The organism is Cellulomonas marina, assembly GCF_900111925.1.
In the GTDB taxonomy this organism is placed as follows: domain Bacteria; phylum Actinomycetota; class Actinomycetes; order Actinomycetales; family Cellulomonadaceae; genus Cellulomonas; species Cellulomonas marina.
Genome location: NZ_FOKA01000015.1, coordinates 79,713 through 96,342, shown reverse-complemented (window position 1 = coordinate 96,342; position 16,630 = coordinate 79,713). Strand labels below are relative to the sequence as shown.

Annotated in this window: 18 protein-coding genes; 8 read left to right on the top strand and 10 right to left on the bottom strand. The window is 73.0% G+C overall.

All coding sequences use genetic code 11. The annotated features are described in order from the left end of the window. Nucleotides 1–24: 24 nt before the first annotated feature. A complete protein-coding gene (locus BM048_RS14825) occupies nt 25–1,350 on the bottom strand; it encodes an ISL3 family transposase (RefSeq protein ID WP_239079078.1) in 1,326 nt (441 codons plus the stop codon). A 504-nt stretch (nt 1,351–1,854) separates the two neighbouring features. Between BM048_RS14825 and BM048_RS14820 the strand changes: the two genes are divergently transcribed. The 3 genes from BM048_RS14820 (at nt 1,855) to BM048_RS17955 (ending at nt 4,219) form a co-directional block, all read left to right on the top strand. Continuing rightward, complete coding sequence (locus tag BM048_RS14820; RefSeq protein ID WP_090034217.1) at nt 1,855–2,493, top strand: dCTP deaminase domain-containing protein; 639 nt, start codon at nt 1,855–1,857, stop codon at nt 2,491–2,493. Nucleotides 2,494–2,516: 23 nt separating this feature from the next. After that, on the top strand, nt 2,517–3,044 hold the full coding sequence (locus BM048_RS17960; protein WP_139224478.1) for a dCTP deaminase domain-containing protein: 528 nt from the start codon (nt 2,517–2,519) through the stop codon (nt 3,042–3,044). A gap of 548 nt (nt 3,045–3,592) precedes the next feature. Next, nucleotides 3,593–4,219 carry an NUDIX domain-containing protein gene (locus BM048_RS17955; protein WP_139224477.1) on the top strand — a complete coding sequence of 209 codons (627 nt, stop codon included), beginning with the start codon at nt 3,593–3,595 and terminating at the stop codon, nt 4,217–4,219. Here BM048_RS17955 and BM048_RS14815 read toward each other — a convergent pair. The 5 genes from BM048_RS14815 to aceA form a co-directional block, all read right to left on the bottom strand. Continuing rightward, complete coding sequence (locus BM048_RS14815) at nt 4,216–4,674, bottom strand: DUF4395 domain-containing protein (protein WP_203708894.1); 459 nt, start codon at nt 4,672–4,674, stop codon at nt 4,216–4,218. The two genes, BM048_RS17955 and BM048_RS14815, sit on opposite strands and share 4 nt — an antisense overlap. Then, nucleotides 4,671–5,093 (bottom strand): thioredoxin family protein, encoded by a 423-nt coding sequence (locus BM048_RS14810; protein WP_090034216.1) that lies wholly within the window; start codon nt 5,091–5,093, stop codon nt 4,671–4,673. Before BM048_RS14810 ends, BM048_RS14815 begins: the two co-directional genes overlap by 4 nt. Next, a complete protein-coding gene (locus tag BM048_RS14805; RefSeq protein ID WP_139224476.1) occupies nt 5,090–5,368 on the bottom strand; it encodes a hypothetical protein in 279 nt (92 codons plus the stop codon). The genes BM048_RS14810 and BM048_RS14805 overlap by 4 nt, the downstream gene beginning before the upstream one ends. A gap of 272 nt (nt 5,369–5,640) precedes the next feature. Then, nucleotides 5,641–7,341 (bottom strand): malate synthase A, encoded by a 1,701-nt coding sequence (aceB, locus tag BM048_RS14800; RefSeq protein WP_090034214.1) that lies wholly within the window; start codon nt 7,339–7,341, stop codon nt 5,641–5,643. A gap of 71 nt (nt 7,342–7,412) precedes the next feature. After that, a complete protein-coding gene (aceA, locus tag BM048_RS14795; protein WP_090034213.1) occupies nt 7,413–8,708 on the bottom strand; it encodes an isocitrate lyase in 1,296 nt (431 codons plus the stop codon). Nucleotides 8,709–8,881: 173 nt separating this feature from the next. Here aceA and BM048_RS14790 point away from each other — a divergent pair, with 173 nt between their 5' ends. After that, complete coding sequence (locus BM048_RS14790; protein ID WP_239078894.1) at nt 8,882–10,564, top strand: helix-turn-helix transcriptional regulator; 1,683 nt, start codon at nt 8,882–8,884, stop codon at nt 10,562–10,564. Nucleotides 10,565–10,597: 33 nt separating this feature from the next. Here the strand turns inward: BM048_RS14790 and BM048_RS14785 are convergent, their stop codons facing one another. Further along, a complete protein-coding gene (locus BM048_RS14785; RefSeq protein WP_239078893.1) occupies nt 10,598–10,990 on the bottom strand; it encodes a substrate-binding domain-containing protein in 393 nt (130 codons plus the stop codon). A gap of 16 nt (nt 10,991–11,006) precedes the next feature. On the opposite strand from BM048_RS14785, the gene BM048_RS14780 reads away from it, so the two are divergent. Continuing rightward, a complete protein-coding gene (locus tag BM048_RS14780) occupies nt 11,007–11,426 on the top strand; it encodes a divalent metal cation transporter (protein WP_239078892.1) in 420 nt (139 codons plus the stop codon). A 73-nt stretch (nt 11,427–11,499) separates the two neighbouring features. Here the strand turns inward: BM048_RS14780 and BM048_RS14775 are convergent, their stop codons facing one another. Beyond that, on the bottom strand, nt 11,500–12,765 hold the full coding sequence (locus tag BM048_RS14775; RefSeq protein ID WP_090034211.1) for a hypothetical protein: 1,266 nt from the start codon (nt 12,763–12,765) through the stop codon (nt 11,500–11,502). A 223-nt stretch (nt 12,766–12,988) separates the two neighbouring features. Here BM048_RS14775 and BM048_RS14770 point away from each other — a divergent pair, with 223 nt between their 5' ends. The 3 genes from BM048_RS14770 to BM048_RS14760 are packed head-to-tail and all read left to right on the top strand — an operon-like array spanning nt 12,989 to nt 15,243. Beyond that, nucleotides 12,989–13,285, top strand: coding sequence for a type II toxin-antitoxin system VapB family antitoxin (locus tag BM048_RS14770; RefSeq protein WP_090034210.1), 297 nt, complete (start codon nt 12,989–12,991; stop codon nt 13,283–13,285). Further along, entirely contained in the window at nt 13,282–13,908 is a 627-nt protein-coding gene (locus tag BM048_RS14765) for a LytR C-terminal domain-containing protein (RefSeq protein WP_090034209.1), read from the top strand. Before BM048_RS14770 ends, BM048_RS14765 begins: the two co-directional genes overlap by 4 nt. A gap of 3 nt (nt 13,909–13,911) precedes the next feature. Then, nucleotides 13,912–15,243, top strand: coding sequence for a hypothetical protein (locus tag BM048_RS14760; RefSeq protein ID WP_239078891.1), 1,332 nt, complete (start codon nt 13,912–13,914; stop codon nt 15,241–15,243). Here BM048_RS14760 and BM048_RS14755 read toward each other — a convergent pair. Next, nucleotides 15,155–16,099 carry an LLM class F420-dependent oxidoreductase gene (locus tag BM048_RS14755; protein WP_090034207.1) on the bottom strand — a complete coding sequence of 315 codons (945 nt, stop codon included), beginning with the start codon at nt 16,097–16,099 and terminating at the stop codon, nt 15,155–15,157. The genes BM048_RS14760 and BM048_RS14755 overlap by 89 nt on opposite strands. A gap of 46 nt (nt 16,100–16,145) precedes the next feature. Further along, nucleotides 16,146–16,610 (bottom strand): hypothetical protein, encoded by a 465-nt coding sequence (locus BM048_RS14750; protein WP_139224475.1) that lies wholly within the window; start codon nt 16,608–16,610, stop codon nt 16,146–16,148. Between the last annotated feature and the right edge of the window lie 20 nt (nt 16,611–16,630).

Here is a 16,630-nt window from a genome sequence, read left to right as displayed (position 1 = left end):
GGCTCTTCGGACATCTGGTGGGGTTCAGGCGTTGAGGCCGCCGGCGGCGAGGAGCATGCGGAGTCGGTAGTTGTCGCGGTTGCGGTAGCCGCGGGCGATGCGGCGGTGGAGTTCGATGATGCCGTTCACGGCTTCGGTGCCGCCGTTGTTGGCGCGGTCGGTGGTGAAGTAGGCCAGAAACGCTTGTTGCCAGCGGCGCAGGGTCCGTCCCAGGCGGGCGACCTCGGCGATGGGGCAGGTGTGGAACGAGGCCAGGATCTTCTCGGCGCGGCGCCGTCCCTCGGCGGTGTCCTTGGTGCGGTAGGCCGCGCGCAGGTCCTGGGCGCACCGCCAGGCGATGTAGACCTCCTCGTGGGCGTCATCGGCGGTGATCGCGACCTCGAGGCGGTGCAGCTGCTTGTCGGTCAGGTTCTCGGCGCCGGCGCGCAGGAGGGTCTGGATGCCGTACAGGGGGTCGCCCTTGCGGCCGCGGTGCCCGGTCGTGGCCTGCTGGACGCGGCGGCGGACTTCGTCGACGACCTGGGTGCCGAGCTTGACGACGTGAAACGCGTCCAGCACGGCGACCGCGTCGGCGAGCTCGGCGTCCAGGGCGGCCTTGTAGCCGCCGAAGGGGTCTAGCGCGGCGACCTGGACCCCGTCGCGGAAGGTGGCTCCGCGGTCGGTGAGCCAGTCGGCGTAGGCCTTCTTGGACCGGCCCGGGACCAGGTCCAGCAGGCGGGCACGGACCCGCCACCGTCCGTGTTCGTCCTGATGGCGGGTCAGGTCGACCATCCCGGTGAGCTCCTTGGGCCCACGTCGGCGGGTGTCGCCGTGATGCCAGATGTGCTCGTCGACGCCCAGAGAGGTGACGCCGGTGAACCGTGCCGGGTCCTCGGCCCGGGCCTGCAGCCGCGGCCGGACCGCGCGCCACAACGTCTTCCACGCCACCGCGAGCCGGCGCGCCAGACCCGACACGCAGGCGTGCTCGCGGCGCAGCTGGGCGATGGCCCAGGTCACCGCCCGGCACGTCAGCGACCCGCGGGCGGGGACCAGGTCGGGCAGCTGCTCGGTGAACGACCCGACCGGGCAGCCGGGGTCCGGGCACCGCCAGGTCCGCTGCCGCCACCGCAGCACGACGGGCACCTCGCCCGGCACGTCGTGCAGCACCCGGATCTTGCGGCCCCGGCCGACGGCGACGACGCCGCACCGCGGGCACCCCATCAGACCGGGCGGGGAAGAGACCGTCACCGTCAGCAACGTCGGTGATCGTTCGACGGCCTCGACCTGAACGACGTCCAGGCCCAGCAGCACGTCACATCGCGAACAGGGGTCGGTAGAAGGCGCGCTCGAGCACGCCGTAGCGTTGGACACGGTCGAGGTCTCCGCAGGGACGGTTTGCTTGGTCGCTGCTGATCCTCGGGGACCTCGACCCCCTCACCCCTGCACCTGACTCACCGGCGAGCCGTCACCCCCACCGGATGTCCGAAGAACCACCAAAGCAGGCGCGCCGGCCAACGAGAAGCACCAGCTCTGCTTCCGTGCCGAGCCCAGTCGTGCGACGACCGCCTTCACCGGCGCCGTCAGCCCATATTGCAGGCGGTCCCGGCGGCGTCTTGAGTACGCGTCGGCCAAGCTGGCATGAGCGAGTCACGTTGCACATGGCGGTGACGAGGGTCGCGCCGGACCCCCTTGCCACGCTCACAAGTGGTGCCATGATGCGCGGAACGGATCCATTCGAAACCGCATTGCGAGCCGATCGCAGTAGCGCGGTTCCGCGGCGCCTGTCTTTTGCGTCCGTCAACGTCCCTGTATCGCCCCTACTCCGAGCCGCTAGCAGCAGGGCTCGCGCCCGCCATCGTCGGCTATAGTCTTCGCGTGACCATAGTGGCGATCCCACACCGCATCACTGATTCGACTGTCGACTTCGATGCAGCGCGGATGTCGCCGGAGAGTCTCATCCTTGCCGTGCGGCACGCATCGGGCGATAGAAACAAGGTCGCAGCGGAAGAGTTCGAACTGAATCTCACTTTCGGCAACCGCTGGGCCGACGACCTCAGCGAACAGCCGCCACGCTTCTACTCGATCGATGGGGATGAATTAACCATTCCTCCTCGGTCTAGCGTGATCGTCGAATCGGCTGAAGAGATTGGCTTGCCCAATAACCTCTTCGGTCTCATCTTGCCGAAAGGCACGCTTTTCCAAGCACAAGGCGTCTATCCTTTACAGGCGAAGATCGATCCAAGATGGCGCGGACGATTGTGGTTGCTGATCATAAATTCCTCGAATGAACGTCGAGTCATCAAGCGTGGACAGGCACTTGCCGCCGTTCTCTTTCTCGAGACGAACCGCACGGTCAGAGGCTCCGAAGAGTTGCGCGACAGCGTGCCCGCTCCAAATCGGCCCGCGACGACTCGTCAGCGAGTCCTGAGGAGACTTTCCTCTATCCCCGTACCACTTTGGGCGGCGGCCATAAGCGCAGCAACCACGCTCCTGGTCAACCTGTTGGCAAACTAGATCGACCGTATAGGACCACCATCATGTTGATCGTTGGCGAAAACCTCCAGACACTCATGAACCAGAAGCAAATTGCGGCCGCTGCCTTGTACGATGTGACGTCGATTCGTGTGCAGCTTGGCGACTCTGTGTCGTGGCCAAATTCGTCTGGCGTTACGATAGGTCTTGACGACGTCGACTTCGACAGCCACTACGTCGAACAGGACATTTCCAGATCAATCCTGACCCTCGAGCCCGGCGCTGCTGTGCTCGCGTGCAGCCAGCACCGTTACACAATCCCACTCGGCTACTTCGGCACGGTGCACACTAAAGGCACTCTTGCGCGACTTTTTGTGTCGATTCACCAGAACGATCCGCAGGTCGATCCCGGCTACACCGGCCGAATCACCTTCGAGGTAGTAAATTCTGGACCGCTGACTGTAGCTATCAAACCTGGGGCCGATATCGGACGCCTCTCGCTATGGCGATGCAGTTCTGACAATTCGGCACCTTACGACGGGCGATACCAAGATGCGAACGGTCCCACGATCCCGCGACGCCCACGAACCTGAGATGACTGCCAAAAGCGACCTCGACTGGCCTGACTACTGTTGCGTTGCCGCGTTCTTGTCGACTTCGGCCTCTCGGCTCGGACTCAAGACGCCAGACCCGGCTCTGTTAGCTCGCACGTTGGGGACACAAGTACCGCGGGGTGAGCCGAATCCCTTTAGTCTTCCGACGGCGCCAAACGCCGAAGAGTCAGGGGTGCGACCAGAAGCGATCGGTCCACGCCTTCCCCAACTTCGGATCCTATTCGGTCACACGTTCGACTTTGAACACGTTCGTTTCAGTCAGGTTCCACTATTTGATTTTGAGGGTCAGTATGCATTGTTTCGCAAATCCAAATACACCGTCGGCGTCGGGGTAGATTGGTTAAGCCTTTTTGGACAGCCAGGGCACGCGTTGCATGTGGCGACGATACGCGCCTATAGTGACACTTCCGTGGTGATCGTAGATTCGCTAAACCCTCGGACGGATCCAGTGACCGTCGGTTCAGCACGGCTGGAGTCCAATGTTAGAAGTATCGACGACGGCTTCTGGGTCGTAAAGGGGTGACGCAGTGAGTCGGGACGAACATGTTCTCGTCGTACCGAACGGCGCGGCTGAGTTGCTGTTTGCAACTCTTACAGAGGAGGGGTTGTCGGCGGCCGATCGGGACGCTTACAGCTTCGTTAGTCGCATAAAGGCGGAGGTGGATCCGTCAATCCGGCAGGTAATCCCTTATGTCGCCATGCGGTTCGGGGACGAGGTGTTGGCATACACGCGTTTGGCGTCCGGCAACGAAGGTCGTCTGCACGGCAGAATTTCTATTGGTTGGGGCGGTCACGTCGGGCTCGTCGACGCTAAGCTCGATTCCGCCGGCCTGCTGGACCCTGGCGCCACCATCGGGGCAGCAGCACAGAGAGAGGTCGGCGAGGAGCTAGGGCTGCTTGCGCCCGCAAAAATTATTCCTCGCGGAGTGATTTTGCACAGCGATTCGGCGGTCGATCGTGTGCATGTTGGGCTCTTGATTGAATGGCAGTTCGATCAACGGCCAAAGTTCAGTGCAGATGCCTCCAGCGGTGATGTCGGCTGGGTTGCGTTACGCGATCTGCGCCGCACAGAGGCGCGTTTGGAGACGTGGAGTCGCTCCGCAGCACGCATTCTGAGTGAGCTCGCCGAGGAAGCCTCCAACACGTACTGCTAGTCAACCGTCTTTGGCAGCTTGTTGAGCGGAGCCTTCGGCCGCCGCAGGCGGTTCAGCAAAGTGTACAGCTCGCAGCCCAGGCACAGGCCGAAGGCGGCGTTGAGGAAGGCGGCCGCGAGCGCGCAGCCGACGGCGACGAGTCCGACGACGGGCGCGCCGAGCAGCAGGCCCGCGAGCCCGACGACCGCGAACACCAGGCCGACGCCCTGCGCGAAGCGCGGGGGCCGCGGGTCCTCGAGCTCCTCCGGCGGCGCGAGCCGCGGCCGCACCACCCGCCGGAACAGCCAGGAGTACGGCGTGCGGGTGATCCCGGCCAGCGCGCCGACGGCGAAGACGAGCGTCTGCAGGGCCAGCAGCCAGGCCCAGCCCGTGACGAGCACGACGGCCAGGACGACGGCGGTCAGCGCGGCGACGAACCGCGGACCGCGGGGGTCGATCCCGCCGGGGGCGCTCACGCCGCCACCCGCAGCGCGTCGAGGCCCGCCCGCAGCTCCGGCAGGCGCGGCACCCCGGACACCCGGTGCACCACGCGGCCGGCGGCGTCGAGGACGAGGACGGTCGGGGTGCGCAGCACGGACAGCCGCCGCGTGAGCGCCAGGTGCTCCTCGGCGTCCAGCTCCACGACGCGCACGTCCTCGTCGTCCAGCGGGGCGAGCAGGACGCGGGTGGCGCGGCACGGGGAGCACGCGACGGACGAGAACTGCACGACCGTGGCGCGGCGACCGAGCCCGCCGACCTCGTGGGCGGCGAGCGCGTCCGCGCCGACGACCGCGCGCACCCGGCCCGAGCGCCGCGCCCGCACGACCCCGGCCACCGTCGCCAGCGCCAGCACGGCCACGACGACCGCCAGGCCGACGAGCGGGTCGCCGGTCACGAGGCCCTCCGGGTGAGCGAGACGCGCGCACCGCGGACCCACGGCGCCAGCTCCTGCGCCATCTCGCGCAGCACCTCGCCCAGCTCGACGAGCTCGTGGTCCTGCGGGTAGCCCGCGCCCTCCGGGACGTCGAGGACGACGGACACCGCGCGCTCGCCTCCGGCCGCGGGGGCCACGCGGCGCAGGCGGGCGTCGTCGGGCAGGACCGCGGGCGCGACCCGGCGGGGCGACGGCACGGGGGTACCGGTGGGCCGGGGGACGGGGGTGCTGCTCATGGCGGGCTCCGGGGCGGGGCGAGGGGTGCCGCGAGGGCGGCGGGGACGACGGGCTGCGGGGGTCTGCGGGTGCTCAGCGAGACCGATGACAGCGCGTGCGGCGGGCCGTGGCGCGATAGGCCCCCGTCGTCGCGGGCGCACGGAGGCCGGCCATGACGGCGGCGATCGGCGTGCGCATGACGCCGATGATGCCGTCACGGCCGGCCCCGGGCCAACCGCATATCACGTGCTGGGCACCACACCGGGCCCGGCACGCGACCGACGCACCCGCCCTAGGCGCGCGTCACCAGGTGCTGCGCGTAGGCGGGGACGGTGAGGAAGGTCGGGAACTCCTCCCCCAGCGCGACCTCGCGGAAGAGGTCCGCCGCCTCCTCGACGCGGTCGCCGGCGCCGCGCGGGAGGCCGGACACCACGTCGGTGAGGACCTTCTCCACGTGCGTGCGCGTGATCCGGCTCCCCTCGGCCGTCACGACGCCGGCGTGCAGCCACTGCCACACCTGCGACCGCGAGATCTCGGCGGTCGCCGCGTCCTCCATGAGGTCGTCGATGGCGACCGCGCCCAGCCCGCGCAGCCACGCCTCGAGGTACCGCACGCCGACGCTGATGTTGGCGCGCAGCCCGGCGTCGGTCACCGCGCCCGGCTCGCCGCCCCCGGCGCCGCGCACGTCGAGCAGGTCGCGGGCGCTGACGTCGACGTCCTCGCGCAGGCGGTGCCGCTGGTCCGTGCGGCCGCCGAGCGCCCCGTCGAACACCGCGCGCGCCACGGGCACGAGGTCCGGGTGCGCGACCCACGTCCCGTCGAAGCCCTGCCCGGCCTCCCGCTCCTTGTCCGCGCGCACCTGCGCCAGCGCCCGCGCGGTGACCTCCGGGTCGCGCCGGTTGGGGATGAAGGCGCTCATGCCGCCGATGGCCTGGGCCCCGCGACGGTGGCACGTGGCGACGAGCAGCTCGGAGTACGCCTTCATGAACGGCACCGTCATCGTCACGCGGGAGCGGTCGGGCAGCGTGAAGCGGGACCCGCGGTCGCGGAACGTCTTGATGATGCTGAACAGGTAGTCCCAGCGGCCGGCGTTAAGCCCCGCGCAGTGGTCGCGCAGCTCGTAGAGGATCTCCTCCATCTCGAACGCCGCCGTGATGGTCTCGATGAGGACGGTCGCGCGGATGGTGCCGTGCCGCAGGCCGAGGTAGGCCTCGGTGAACCGGAAGACGTCGTCCCACAGCCGCGCCTCGCGGTGGCTCTCGATCTTCGGCAGGTAGAGGTACGGCCCCCGGCCTCGCTCGACGAGCTCCCGCGCGTTGTGGAAGAGGTACAGCCCGGCGTCGACGAGGCTCGCGGAGGCCGCGCACTCCTGGCCGCCGCGGTCGGTGACGACGAGGTGCTTCTCCGTCAGGTGCCAGCCGCGCGGGCGGAAGACGATCGTCGGCGTCGTCGCCCCGACGCGGTACTCCTTGCCCTCCGGGCTCGTGAAGTCCACCTGGCCCCGGATCGCGTCGTAGAGGTTGCCCTGGCCGGTGAGGACGTTGGCCCAGGTGGGGCTCATGGCGTCCTCGTGGTCGGCGAGCCACACCTGCGCGCCCGAGTTCAGCGCGTTGACGGTCATCTTGCGGTCGGTGGGGCCGGTGATCTCCACGCGGCGGTCCTCCAGGCCGGGGCCGGGGCCGGCGACGCGCCACGTGCGGTCGGCGCGGATGTGGGCCGTGAGCGGCAGGAACCGCAGGTCCTCGCCGTTGGAGACCGCGTCGCGGCGGCGCTGCCGGGCCGTGAGGAGCTCGTGCCGCGTCGCGGCGAAGCGGGCGTGCAGGTCCCCGAGGAACGACAGCGCCTCGTCGGTGAGGATCCGCGGCGTGTCGGGCAGGGCCGGGCCGACGACGGCGATGCCGACGGGTGCGGGCAGGCGGGTGCGCGTCCGGGAGGCGGTGCCGGTGCCGCTCAGGGTCGGGTCGGGGGACAGGCGGGGCGTGGTGGTGGTCATGGCGGGGCTCCTGGAGAGGTGCGGCGGTGCACGTGTCGGGGGCGCGTCGGGTGGTCGACGCGGACGGCGGGTCAGTGGGTGAACTGGGCCGTCTCGGTGGAGCCGGCGAGCGCGAGGGTGGCGCTGGCGGGGTTGAGGGCGGTGGCGACGCGGTCGAAGTAGCCCGTGCCGACCTCCCGCTGGTGGCGCGTGGCGGTGTAGCCGCGGGCCTCGGAGGCGAACTCGGCCTCCTGGAGCGCGACGTACGCGGTCATGCCCTCGCGGGCGTAGCCGTGGGCCAGGTCGAACATCGAGTGGTTGAGGGCGTGGAAGCCGGCCAGGGTGATGAACTGGAAGGCGTACCCGTGGCCCGCGAGCTCCCGCTGGAACCGCGCGATCTGCGCGTCGTCGAGCGCCGCCCGCCAGTTGAACGACGGCGAGCAGTTGTACGCGAGGAGCTTGCCGGGGAACCGCTCGTGGATGCGCTCGGCGAACTCGACCGCGAGCGCGACGTCCGGCGTGGCCGTCTCGACCCACAGCAGGTCCGCGACCTCGGCGTAGGCCATGGCGCGGGACACCACCGCGTCGAGCCCCGGCCGCACGCGGTAGAAGCCCTCGACCGTGCGCTCCCCCGTGCAGAACTCGGCGTCGCGCGGGTCGACGTCGCTGGTGAGCAGGTCCGCGCCGAGCGCGTCGGTCCGGGCGATGACGACCGTCGGCACGCCGGCGACGTCCGCCGCCAGCCGCGCCGCGTTGAGCGTGCGCACGTGCTGCGACGTGGGGACCAGCACCTTGCCGCCCAGGTGCCCGCACTTCTTCTCCGACGAGAGCTGGTCCTCCCAGTGCACCCCCGCCGCGCCGGCGGCGATCATCGCGTGCATGAGCTCGTAGGCGTTGAGCGGTCCGCCGAAGCCGGCCTCCGCGTCCGCCACGACCGGCGCCATCCACTCGCGCGTCGGGCGGCCGTTCTCCGCGACGTCGATCTGGTCGGCGCGCAGCAGCGCGTTGTTGATCCGGCGCACGACGGCCGGCACGGAGTTCACGGGGTACAGGGACTGGTCGGGGTAGGTCTGGCCCGACGAGTTGGCGTCGGCGGCGACCTGCCAGCCGGACAGGTAGATCGCCTCGAGCCCGGCCTTGACCTGCTGCACCGCCTGGTTGCCGGTCAGCGCCCCGAGGGCCGGCACGTGCGTGCGGCTGTGCAGCAGCTCCCACAGGCGCTCGGCCCCGCGGCGGGCCAGCGTGTGCTCCTCGCCGACCGACCCGCGCAGCGCGACGACGTCCTCCGCGGTGTGGGCGCGGCTGATGCCGGCCCAGCGGGGGTCGGTGTCCCACTGCGCCGCCAGCTCGAGCGCGGTCTGGGTCCGGTCACCGGTCTGCGTGCTCATCGGGTGCCTCCATCGGCTGCCCCGGCCTGGCCGGGTGGTCGTGTCCTGCACCGGCGTCGGTGCCGGCACGAGCAAGACTGGCTGCGGTTGCGCGGTTCTTCCCCGGCCTCGGCCGCGGAAGATCAGCCCTTCTTCTCCTCGACAGAAGGGGTGGCCGCTGCCAGCGTTGCGCCATGCCGACGACGACGACGCGCATGCCCGGCCCCGTGCCCACCACGACCCGGCCCGCCCCTGCGCAGCCCCCCGCTGGAGCCCCGACCACCACCGCCCGCGCCACCCGCGTCGCACGCCCCGCGACGCACGTGCCGCCCCCCGCGCCGGCCGCGCCCGGCCGTCTCACGGTCCCGACGCGGGGCCGCCCGGACCCGTCCTCCCCGCCCGCGGCCGGCCCGGCGCCCGACGAGCGCGCCGGGGCGCCCACCAGCCTCGACACCCTCGTGCTGGGCCGCCGGGTGCGGCACCTGCGGACCGCGCGCGGCATGACGCTCGAGGACCTCGGGACCGCCATCGGGCGCGCCCCGTCGCAGGTGTCGATGCTCGAGAACGGCCACCGCGAGCCGAAGCTGTCCCTGCTGCAGACCATCGCGGAGGCCCTCGGCGTCCCGCTCGCCGAGCTGCTGCGCACGGAGCCGCCGAGCCGCCGGGCGGCCCTGGAGGTCGAGCTCGAGCGCGCCCAGCGGGGCCCGCTGCTGTCCTCGCTCGGCGTCCCGCCCGTGAAGATCGGCCGTTCCGTGCCGTCGGACGCGCTCGAGGCCCTCGTCGCCCTGCAGGCGCACGTGAAGCGGCTGCTGACCCAGCGCGCGGCCACGCCGGAGGAGGCGCGGCGCGCGAACGCGGAGCTGCGCCGCCAGATGCGGGCCCGCGACAACCACTTCCCGGAGCTGGAGGAGCACGCCCGTCGACTGCTGGCGGCCGTCGGCCATGAGGGCGGCCCGCTGAGCCAGCGCGCGACCGCGGACATCGCCGCGCACCTGGGCTTCACGCTGCACCACGTGAGCGACCTGCCGCACTCGACGCGGACGGTCACCGACCTCGCGCACGGGCGCATCTACCTGCCGCAGCACGGCCTCGGCACCTCGGACTCGCGGTCGCCGCTGCTCCAGGCCCTCGCCAGCCACGTGCTCGGGCACGGCGAGCCCGACGGCTACGCCGACTTCCTCCGCCAGCGCGTGGAGGCCAACTACATGGCGGCCGCGCTCATGCTCCCCGAGGCGGATGCGGTCCGGCTGCTGAAGGAGCAGAAGGCCGAACGCCGGGTGTCCGTGGAGGACCTGCGCGACGCCTTCGCGGTGCCGTACGAGACCGCCGCGCACCGGTTCACCAACCTCGCGACCCGGCACCTGGACATCCCGGTGCACTTCATGAAGGTCCACGAGGGCGGCACGCTGCACAAGGCCTACGAGAACGACGGCGTGCGGTTCCCCAGCGACCCCTTGGGGGCGATCGAGGGCCAGCCCGTCTGCCGGCAGTGGACCGCACGCGTGGTGTTCACCCGCGAGGACCGCTTCAGCCCGTACTACCAGTACACCGACACGTCATCGGGCACGTTCTGGTGCACCTCGCGCGTGCAGCCGTCGTCGCAGGGCGCGTTCTCCGTGAGCGTCGGCGTGCCGTTCGCGCACGTGCGGTGGTTCCGCGGCCGGGAGACCCCGGAGCGCTCGGCCTCGCGCTGCCCGGATCCCACGTGCTGCCGCACCCCGCCCGACGAGCTCGCCGCCCGGTGGTCGGACCGGGCGTGGCCCAGCGCCCGCCCGCACTCCTCCCTGCTGGCCGCCCTGCCGGTCGGCGTCTTCCCGGGCGTGGACACCACGGAGGTGTACGAGTTCCTCGACCGGCACGCGCCGCGCCCGTCCTGAGCGGCGCCGGGTGACCCGGCCGGGCGGGGGCCCTCAGGCGCCGGGGGCCCCCACCGGTCCGCCCGACGAGGCGCGCGGCAGGAGCGTCGGCATCGTCCGCTCGATGCGCGGCGTGGCCCCGCCGACCAGCATGTCCAGCGCCGTGCTCGCGATGAGGTCGTAGGGCACGAGCACCGACGACAGCGGCACGGGCATGCGCCGGGCGAGCGGGATGTCGTTGTAGCCGACGACGGCCACGTCCTGCCCCGGCACGAGGCCGGCGCGGTGCGCCGCCGACATGACCCCGACGGCCAGGTTGTCGTTGGCGGCGAAGACGGCGGTCGGCCGCCGGTCGGGCGGCAGCGCGAACAGGCGCTCGCCGGCCGCGACGCCGTCGTCGACGCCGTAGGTCGCCGCGTGGCCGACCAGCCCGGGCGCGACCACCATCGGGCAGCTCTCCTCGGTGTTCGAGCCGCTCGCGGGCCCGGTCGGGACGTGGATCTTCTCGCTCGGCTTCTTCGCCGCGGCGTTCTCCGCCATGACCGCCAACGCCACCGCCGGCGGGACGATGCTGTCGGACGCCTTCGGGCACGGCGCGTCGGCCGGCACGAAGGCCGCGCGGACCTTCTCGGGCACGATCCTCGCGGTCGGGCTGGCCGTCACGGCCGTCTTCCAGGCCTCGCCCGTGCAGCTCATCGTCATCGCGCAGTCCCTCACGGTCCTCACCGCGCCGGTGCTGTGCTTCCTGCTGGTGTTCATGGCGACGCGTGCCGACTTCATGGGCCGCCTGCGCAACCGGTGGTGGCAGGTCGCCCTCGGCGTGGTGGCGTTCGCGGTGCTGGGCGTGTTCTGGGTCCAGCTCGTGATGGGGCTGGTGTCCTGACCCACGGCTGACGACGACGGGCGGTGGGCGCCACAGGGGGGTGCCCACCGCCCGTCGTCGTGCGAGCTGGAGGTCAGAGGTAGCCGCCGGGCAGCGTCCCGCCGTCCGTCCCGGCGGGTGCCGGACGGGTCGGGCGCCCCGTCGCGTCGTCGGACGCCGCGTGCGGGGTCGGGACGGCGGCGGGGGCCGCCGGCGCGCTCGACGGCGCCGCGGGCAGCGGCTCGGACGGCGGGCCGTCGAGCAGGAGACGGACGGGCTCGCCGTCGCGGGCCACGGCCAGCCAGACCCGCGCCGTGACCGGGCACCGCACCGCCCGCACGACGAGCCCCGCCAGCGCGGCCGCCCCCTCCACGGCGGGGCCGAGCACGACCCGGGCGGGCCGCAGGTGACGTGCGGCGTAGGCCTGCGCGGACACCCCGTCGAGGACGGACCGCTCCCAGCAGGTGCACACGAGCGCGGCGTCGTCGTCGCCCGCGAGCAGGCCCACCGGGTCGGCCACCGGCAGGCGCGGGCCGCGGGTGCCGGGGCGCAGGCGTCCGAGCGCCCGCTCGTCGGCGTCCCTGTGCCCGAGGAGGGGCCCGGCCAGCGGCCCCAGCACGAGGGTCCACGGCGTGGCCGGCACCCAGCGGGCGACGACGGCCGCCCAGGCGGCGCGGTCCGGCACACGACGCGCGGTCGCGGCGACGAGCAGGGCCGCACCGGGCGCGTCGTCCCGCGCGGACAGCCGGGCGGCCCCCTCGGCCACCATCCGGACGCGCTCGGCGACGGTCAGGTCCGTCTCGGCGACGACCTCCGCCGCCACGCGAGCGGCCTCGGCGACACCCGCGACGTCCCCCGCCGGCCGCGCGGACAGCACGGCGACGAGGAGCCGCACGAGGACGGGCGTCGACCGCACGCCGTGCTCGCGCACGAGGGCCCGCCACGCCTGGTCCGCCAGCTCGTGCTCGGCCCGCTGCTCCGCGGCGGCACCCACCAGCCACACCCACTCGCGGGCCGCCTGCCCGTGCAGGGACGAGCCCGCGGCCAGCAGCCGCGGGAGCGCCGAGGCGTCCGTGCCGAGCGCGGCCACGGCGGCGAGGTCGACGAGCCCGGCCCAGTCGGCCGGCGGCACCGCGACGGCGTGGCCCGCCCCGCGCAGCGCCGCCCGCGCCGCCCCGGGGCGTCCGGACAGGACGTCCGCGCGGGCGCGCAGCACCGCCGCGTCCGGGTCGGCGGCACGCAGGACCGCGACGAGCTCGTGGTCGCCCGCCGTGACGGCGCCGGCGGACCACGCGTCGAGCTGCGCGGCGCCGGCCATCGCGGTCGCGGCGTCGGGGCCGGTGGTCAGGACGTCGGTCACGCCCGACCCATCGGGAGCGGAGCCGTCCGAGTGAGGTGCCAGCACCCAGACCACCCGCTGCGGCGGCGACCGTGGGCGACCGTACGCCGCCCCGGCGCGACGGGCGGAGGACCGAGGACGGGCAGGTCACGGGCCGGTCACGATCGGTGGTGATCGTGTGCAGAGGGGGCGGCGGCCGGACGAACCGGTCCCGCGCGCCCGGGGCGTTCCCTACACTCGGCCCGTGATCTTCAAGGCGGTGGGCGACGGGCGCCCGTACCCGGACCACGGCCTGGAGACGGTCAAGCAGTGGGCGGCCGTCCCGCCCCGCCAGGTGCGGCTCGACGAGCTCGTCACCACGAAGCGCACGCTCGACCTCGACGCCCTGCTCTCGGAGGACTCGACCTTCTACGGCGACCTGTTCGCGCACGTCGTGCAGTACGGGGGCGTCCTGTACCTCGAGGACGGCCTGCACCGGGCGGTGCGGGCGGCGCTGCAGCAGCGGCCCGTCCTGCACGCGCGCGTCCTGGTGGTCGGGTGAGCACCCCCGAGCGCGCGCGCCAGCTGCGCCGCCGGCACATGCACGAGCGGCAGGCGGCCATCTTCGGCGTCCTGGTCGCCGCGCTGGCGGTCGCGGGGCTCGGCTCGGCGGCGGTCTACACGGGCACCGTGACCCTCGGCTGGCTCGACCGGCCCTTCTCGACGCCCACCCCCTCGGCCTCCGCGGTCGCCGCGGTGTACTGCCCGCCGGCCGGCGCGCTGCCGGTGCCCTACGGTCAGGTGACCGTCAACGTCTACAACGGCACGGGCCGCACCGGCCTGGCCGCCACGACCGCGCAGGAGCTGACGGCGCGCGGGTTCGTCGTCGCGACGACCGGCAACTCCGACACGGTGACCAACGCGGCTCGCATCACCTACGGCGCCGCCGGCTCCGCGGCCGCCTACACCCTCGCCGCCCAGCTCGACGGCGAGTCCATGGTGCTCGACGCCCGCGCCGACGGCACCGTCGACCTCGCCCTCGGGCGGGAGTTCGAGGCGCTGGCCGACCCGGCGACGATCGTGCTCGACCCGGCCGTGCCGCTCGTCGGGCCCGAGGGCTGCGTGCCGCTCGAGCAGGCCCTCGTCGGGCCGACGCCGGCCCCCACCCCCGCGCCGACCGCCTGACGGGTGGCCGCCCTCCTCGGCTCGCGGCGCGCCCTGTGGGCGGCGTTCGGCCTCGTGCACGGCTGGCTGCTGCTGCTCGGCGTCGTCCTCGTGCCCGACCGGGCCTTCTGGGACCTCTCCCTCTACCGCTACTGGGTCGGCACCGGGCTGGCCGGCGGCGCGTGGCCCGTGCTCGACGACCCGTGGGTGTACCCCGCGGGCGCGCTGGTGCCGATGCTCGTCGCCGCGCTCGGCGGGACGGGCGACGGGCCGGGCTACGGGCTCGCGTGGTCGCTGATGGTGACCGCGCTCGACGCCCTGGCCGTGCTGGCGCTGCTGCGCGTGGGGCGTCGTCGCGCGACCGGCCTTCGTGGCGCCTGGTGGTGGGTCGCGTTCCTCGCGCTGCTCGGGCCCGTGGCGATGGGGCGGCTCGACGCGGTCGTCGCCCCGCTCACCGTGCTGGCGCTCGTCGGGGCCGCCCGGGCACCCGGGGCGGCGTCGGCGCTGCTCACCGCCGGCGCCTGGGTGAAGGTGACGCCGGGGGCGCTGCTGCTCCCGCTCGTGCTCACCGTCCGGCGGCCCGTGCGGCAGGTGGTGCTGCCGGCGCTCGCGGCGTGCGCCGTCGTCGTCGGGGCGGTCGCGGCGGGCGGCGGGCTGCCGCGGGTCGCGACGTTCCTGTCCGCGCAGGACGGCCGCGGCCTGCAGCTCGAGGCCGTCGGCGCGACGCCCTGGGTGCTCGCCGGCCTCGTCACCGACGCGGTGCACCGGTACATGGACCAGGGCCTGGTCACGTGGCAGCTCGAGGGTGGAGGGGCGGAGGCGGCGGCGGGCGCGCTCGGCGTCCTCATGGCCGTGGCGGTGGCCGCGGCCGCCGCCCTGCTCGTGCGGGCCCGGCGGCGGAGCGGGGACGCCTTCGCCCACGCGCGCGTGCGGCTGGCGTTCGTCCTGCGCGGGTCGATGCTGCTCACCCTGCTGCTCATCGTGACGAACAAGGTCGGGTCGCCGCAGTACGTGGGCTGGCTCGCGGCACCCGTCGCGGTGGCGCTGACCGTGGGCCTGCCGCGGTGGGGGCGGACCGCGGCGGTGCTGCTGGGCACCGCCGCGGCCACGCAGGTCGTCTTCCCGTGGGTCTACACGTCCATCACGCAGGGCGCGGTGGCCGGCACCCTCGTGCTCGCCGCGCGCAACGTCGCCCTCGTGTGGCTGACGGCGGAGACAGCTCTCGAGCTCGTCGCGGACGTGCACCGGGCGCGCGGCCCCGGCGCCCTCACCGCAGGTGCGGCGCCACCTCCGCGGCGACGAGCTCCAGGTGCTCCCGGTCCGTCAGGTCCAGCACCTGCAGGTACGCCCGGCTGATCCCCTGCTCGCGCAGGCCGGCCAGCCGGTCGACGACCTCGGCCGGCGTGCCGGCCAGGCCGTGCTCGCGCAGCTCGTCGGGCTCCCGGCCGATCGCGGCGGCCCGGCGCGTGAACTCGGCCTCGTCGGACCCCACGCACAGGACGAGCGCGATCGACTCGACGAGCGTGCCCGGGTCGCGGCCGATCTCCTCGCACGCCGCCCGGACGGTCCGCAGCTTCTCCTCGACGACGCCGAGCTCCGGGAAGGACAGGTTGAACTCGGCCGCGAACCGCGCCGCGAGCGCCGGCGTCCGCCGCGGGCCCAGGCCGCCGACGATGACCGGCACGCCCGCGCGGGACGGGTCGAGCGGTGAGGTCTGCACCGGCTTGGGCAGCGCCGGGGAGTCCTCGAGCGTGTAGTGCGCGCCGTGGAAGGAGTAGCGCTCCCCGATCGGCGTGCCCCACAGGCCGGTGACGAGCTCGAGCTGCTCCGTGAGCAGGCCGAAGCGCTTCTCGGGGAACGGGATGCCGTACGCCGCGTGCTCGGCGGCGAACCAGCCCGCACCGAGCCCCAGCTCGACGCGCCCGCCCGACATCTGGTCCACCTGCGCCACCTGGATCGCCAGCACCCCGGGGTGCCGGAACGTGGCGGAGGAGACGAGCGTGCCGAGCCGGATGCGGGAGGTGTCGCGCGCCAGACCGGCGAGCGTCGTCCACGCGTCCGTCGGGCCGGGCAGGCCGTCGCCGCCCATCGTCAGGTAGTGGTCGGAGCGGAAGAACGCGTCGAAGCCGAGGTCCTCGGTGGCCCGGGCCACCGCGAGGAGGTCGTCGTACGTCGCGCCCTGCTGGGGCTCGGTGAAGATGCGCAGCTGCATGCGGCCAGCCTGCCAGGTGCCGGCCGCCCCGCCGCCGTCGGCGCCGTCACCAGGGGACGTACGACGTCCCGCTCGGGTCCCACTCCTCCTCGGGCAGCTGCAGCAGCGTCGCCCGGAAGTGGATCGCGCCGACGGCGGCGGACGCGCCGTCGCACTCGTCGGAGAAGAAGGTCAGGGACTTCTCGGGCACGCCGTCGTTGCTGCGCCGCTTCAGCGTGAGGCTCGCGGTGCCCCCGCTGCCGACGAAGGGCGTGCTGTCGATGGTCACGTCGACCGGCGCGGCGTGCAGGTCCTCGAAGGGCAGCTCGTCCTCGAGGTCCGTCATGACGAACTCCACGACCGGCGACTCGATGAACGCCGCCCCGAGCAGGCCCTCGTTCGACGCCGTGGTGTAGCCGCGCCACGTGCCGCCCGTCGGGCGCAGGAACACCTTGAACAGGGTGAAGGACAGGCCCAGGTCCGTCCCCGGGATCTTCGCGCCCTCGCCGCCGAACACGAACTTGCCGTCCATGACGTGCTCCTCGCCGCCAC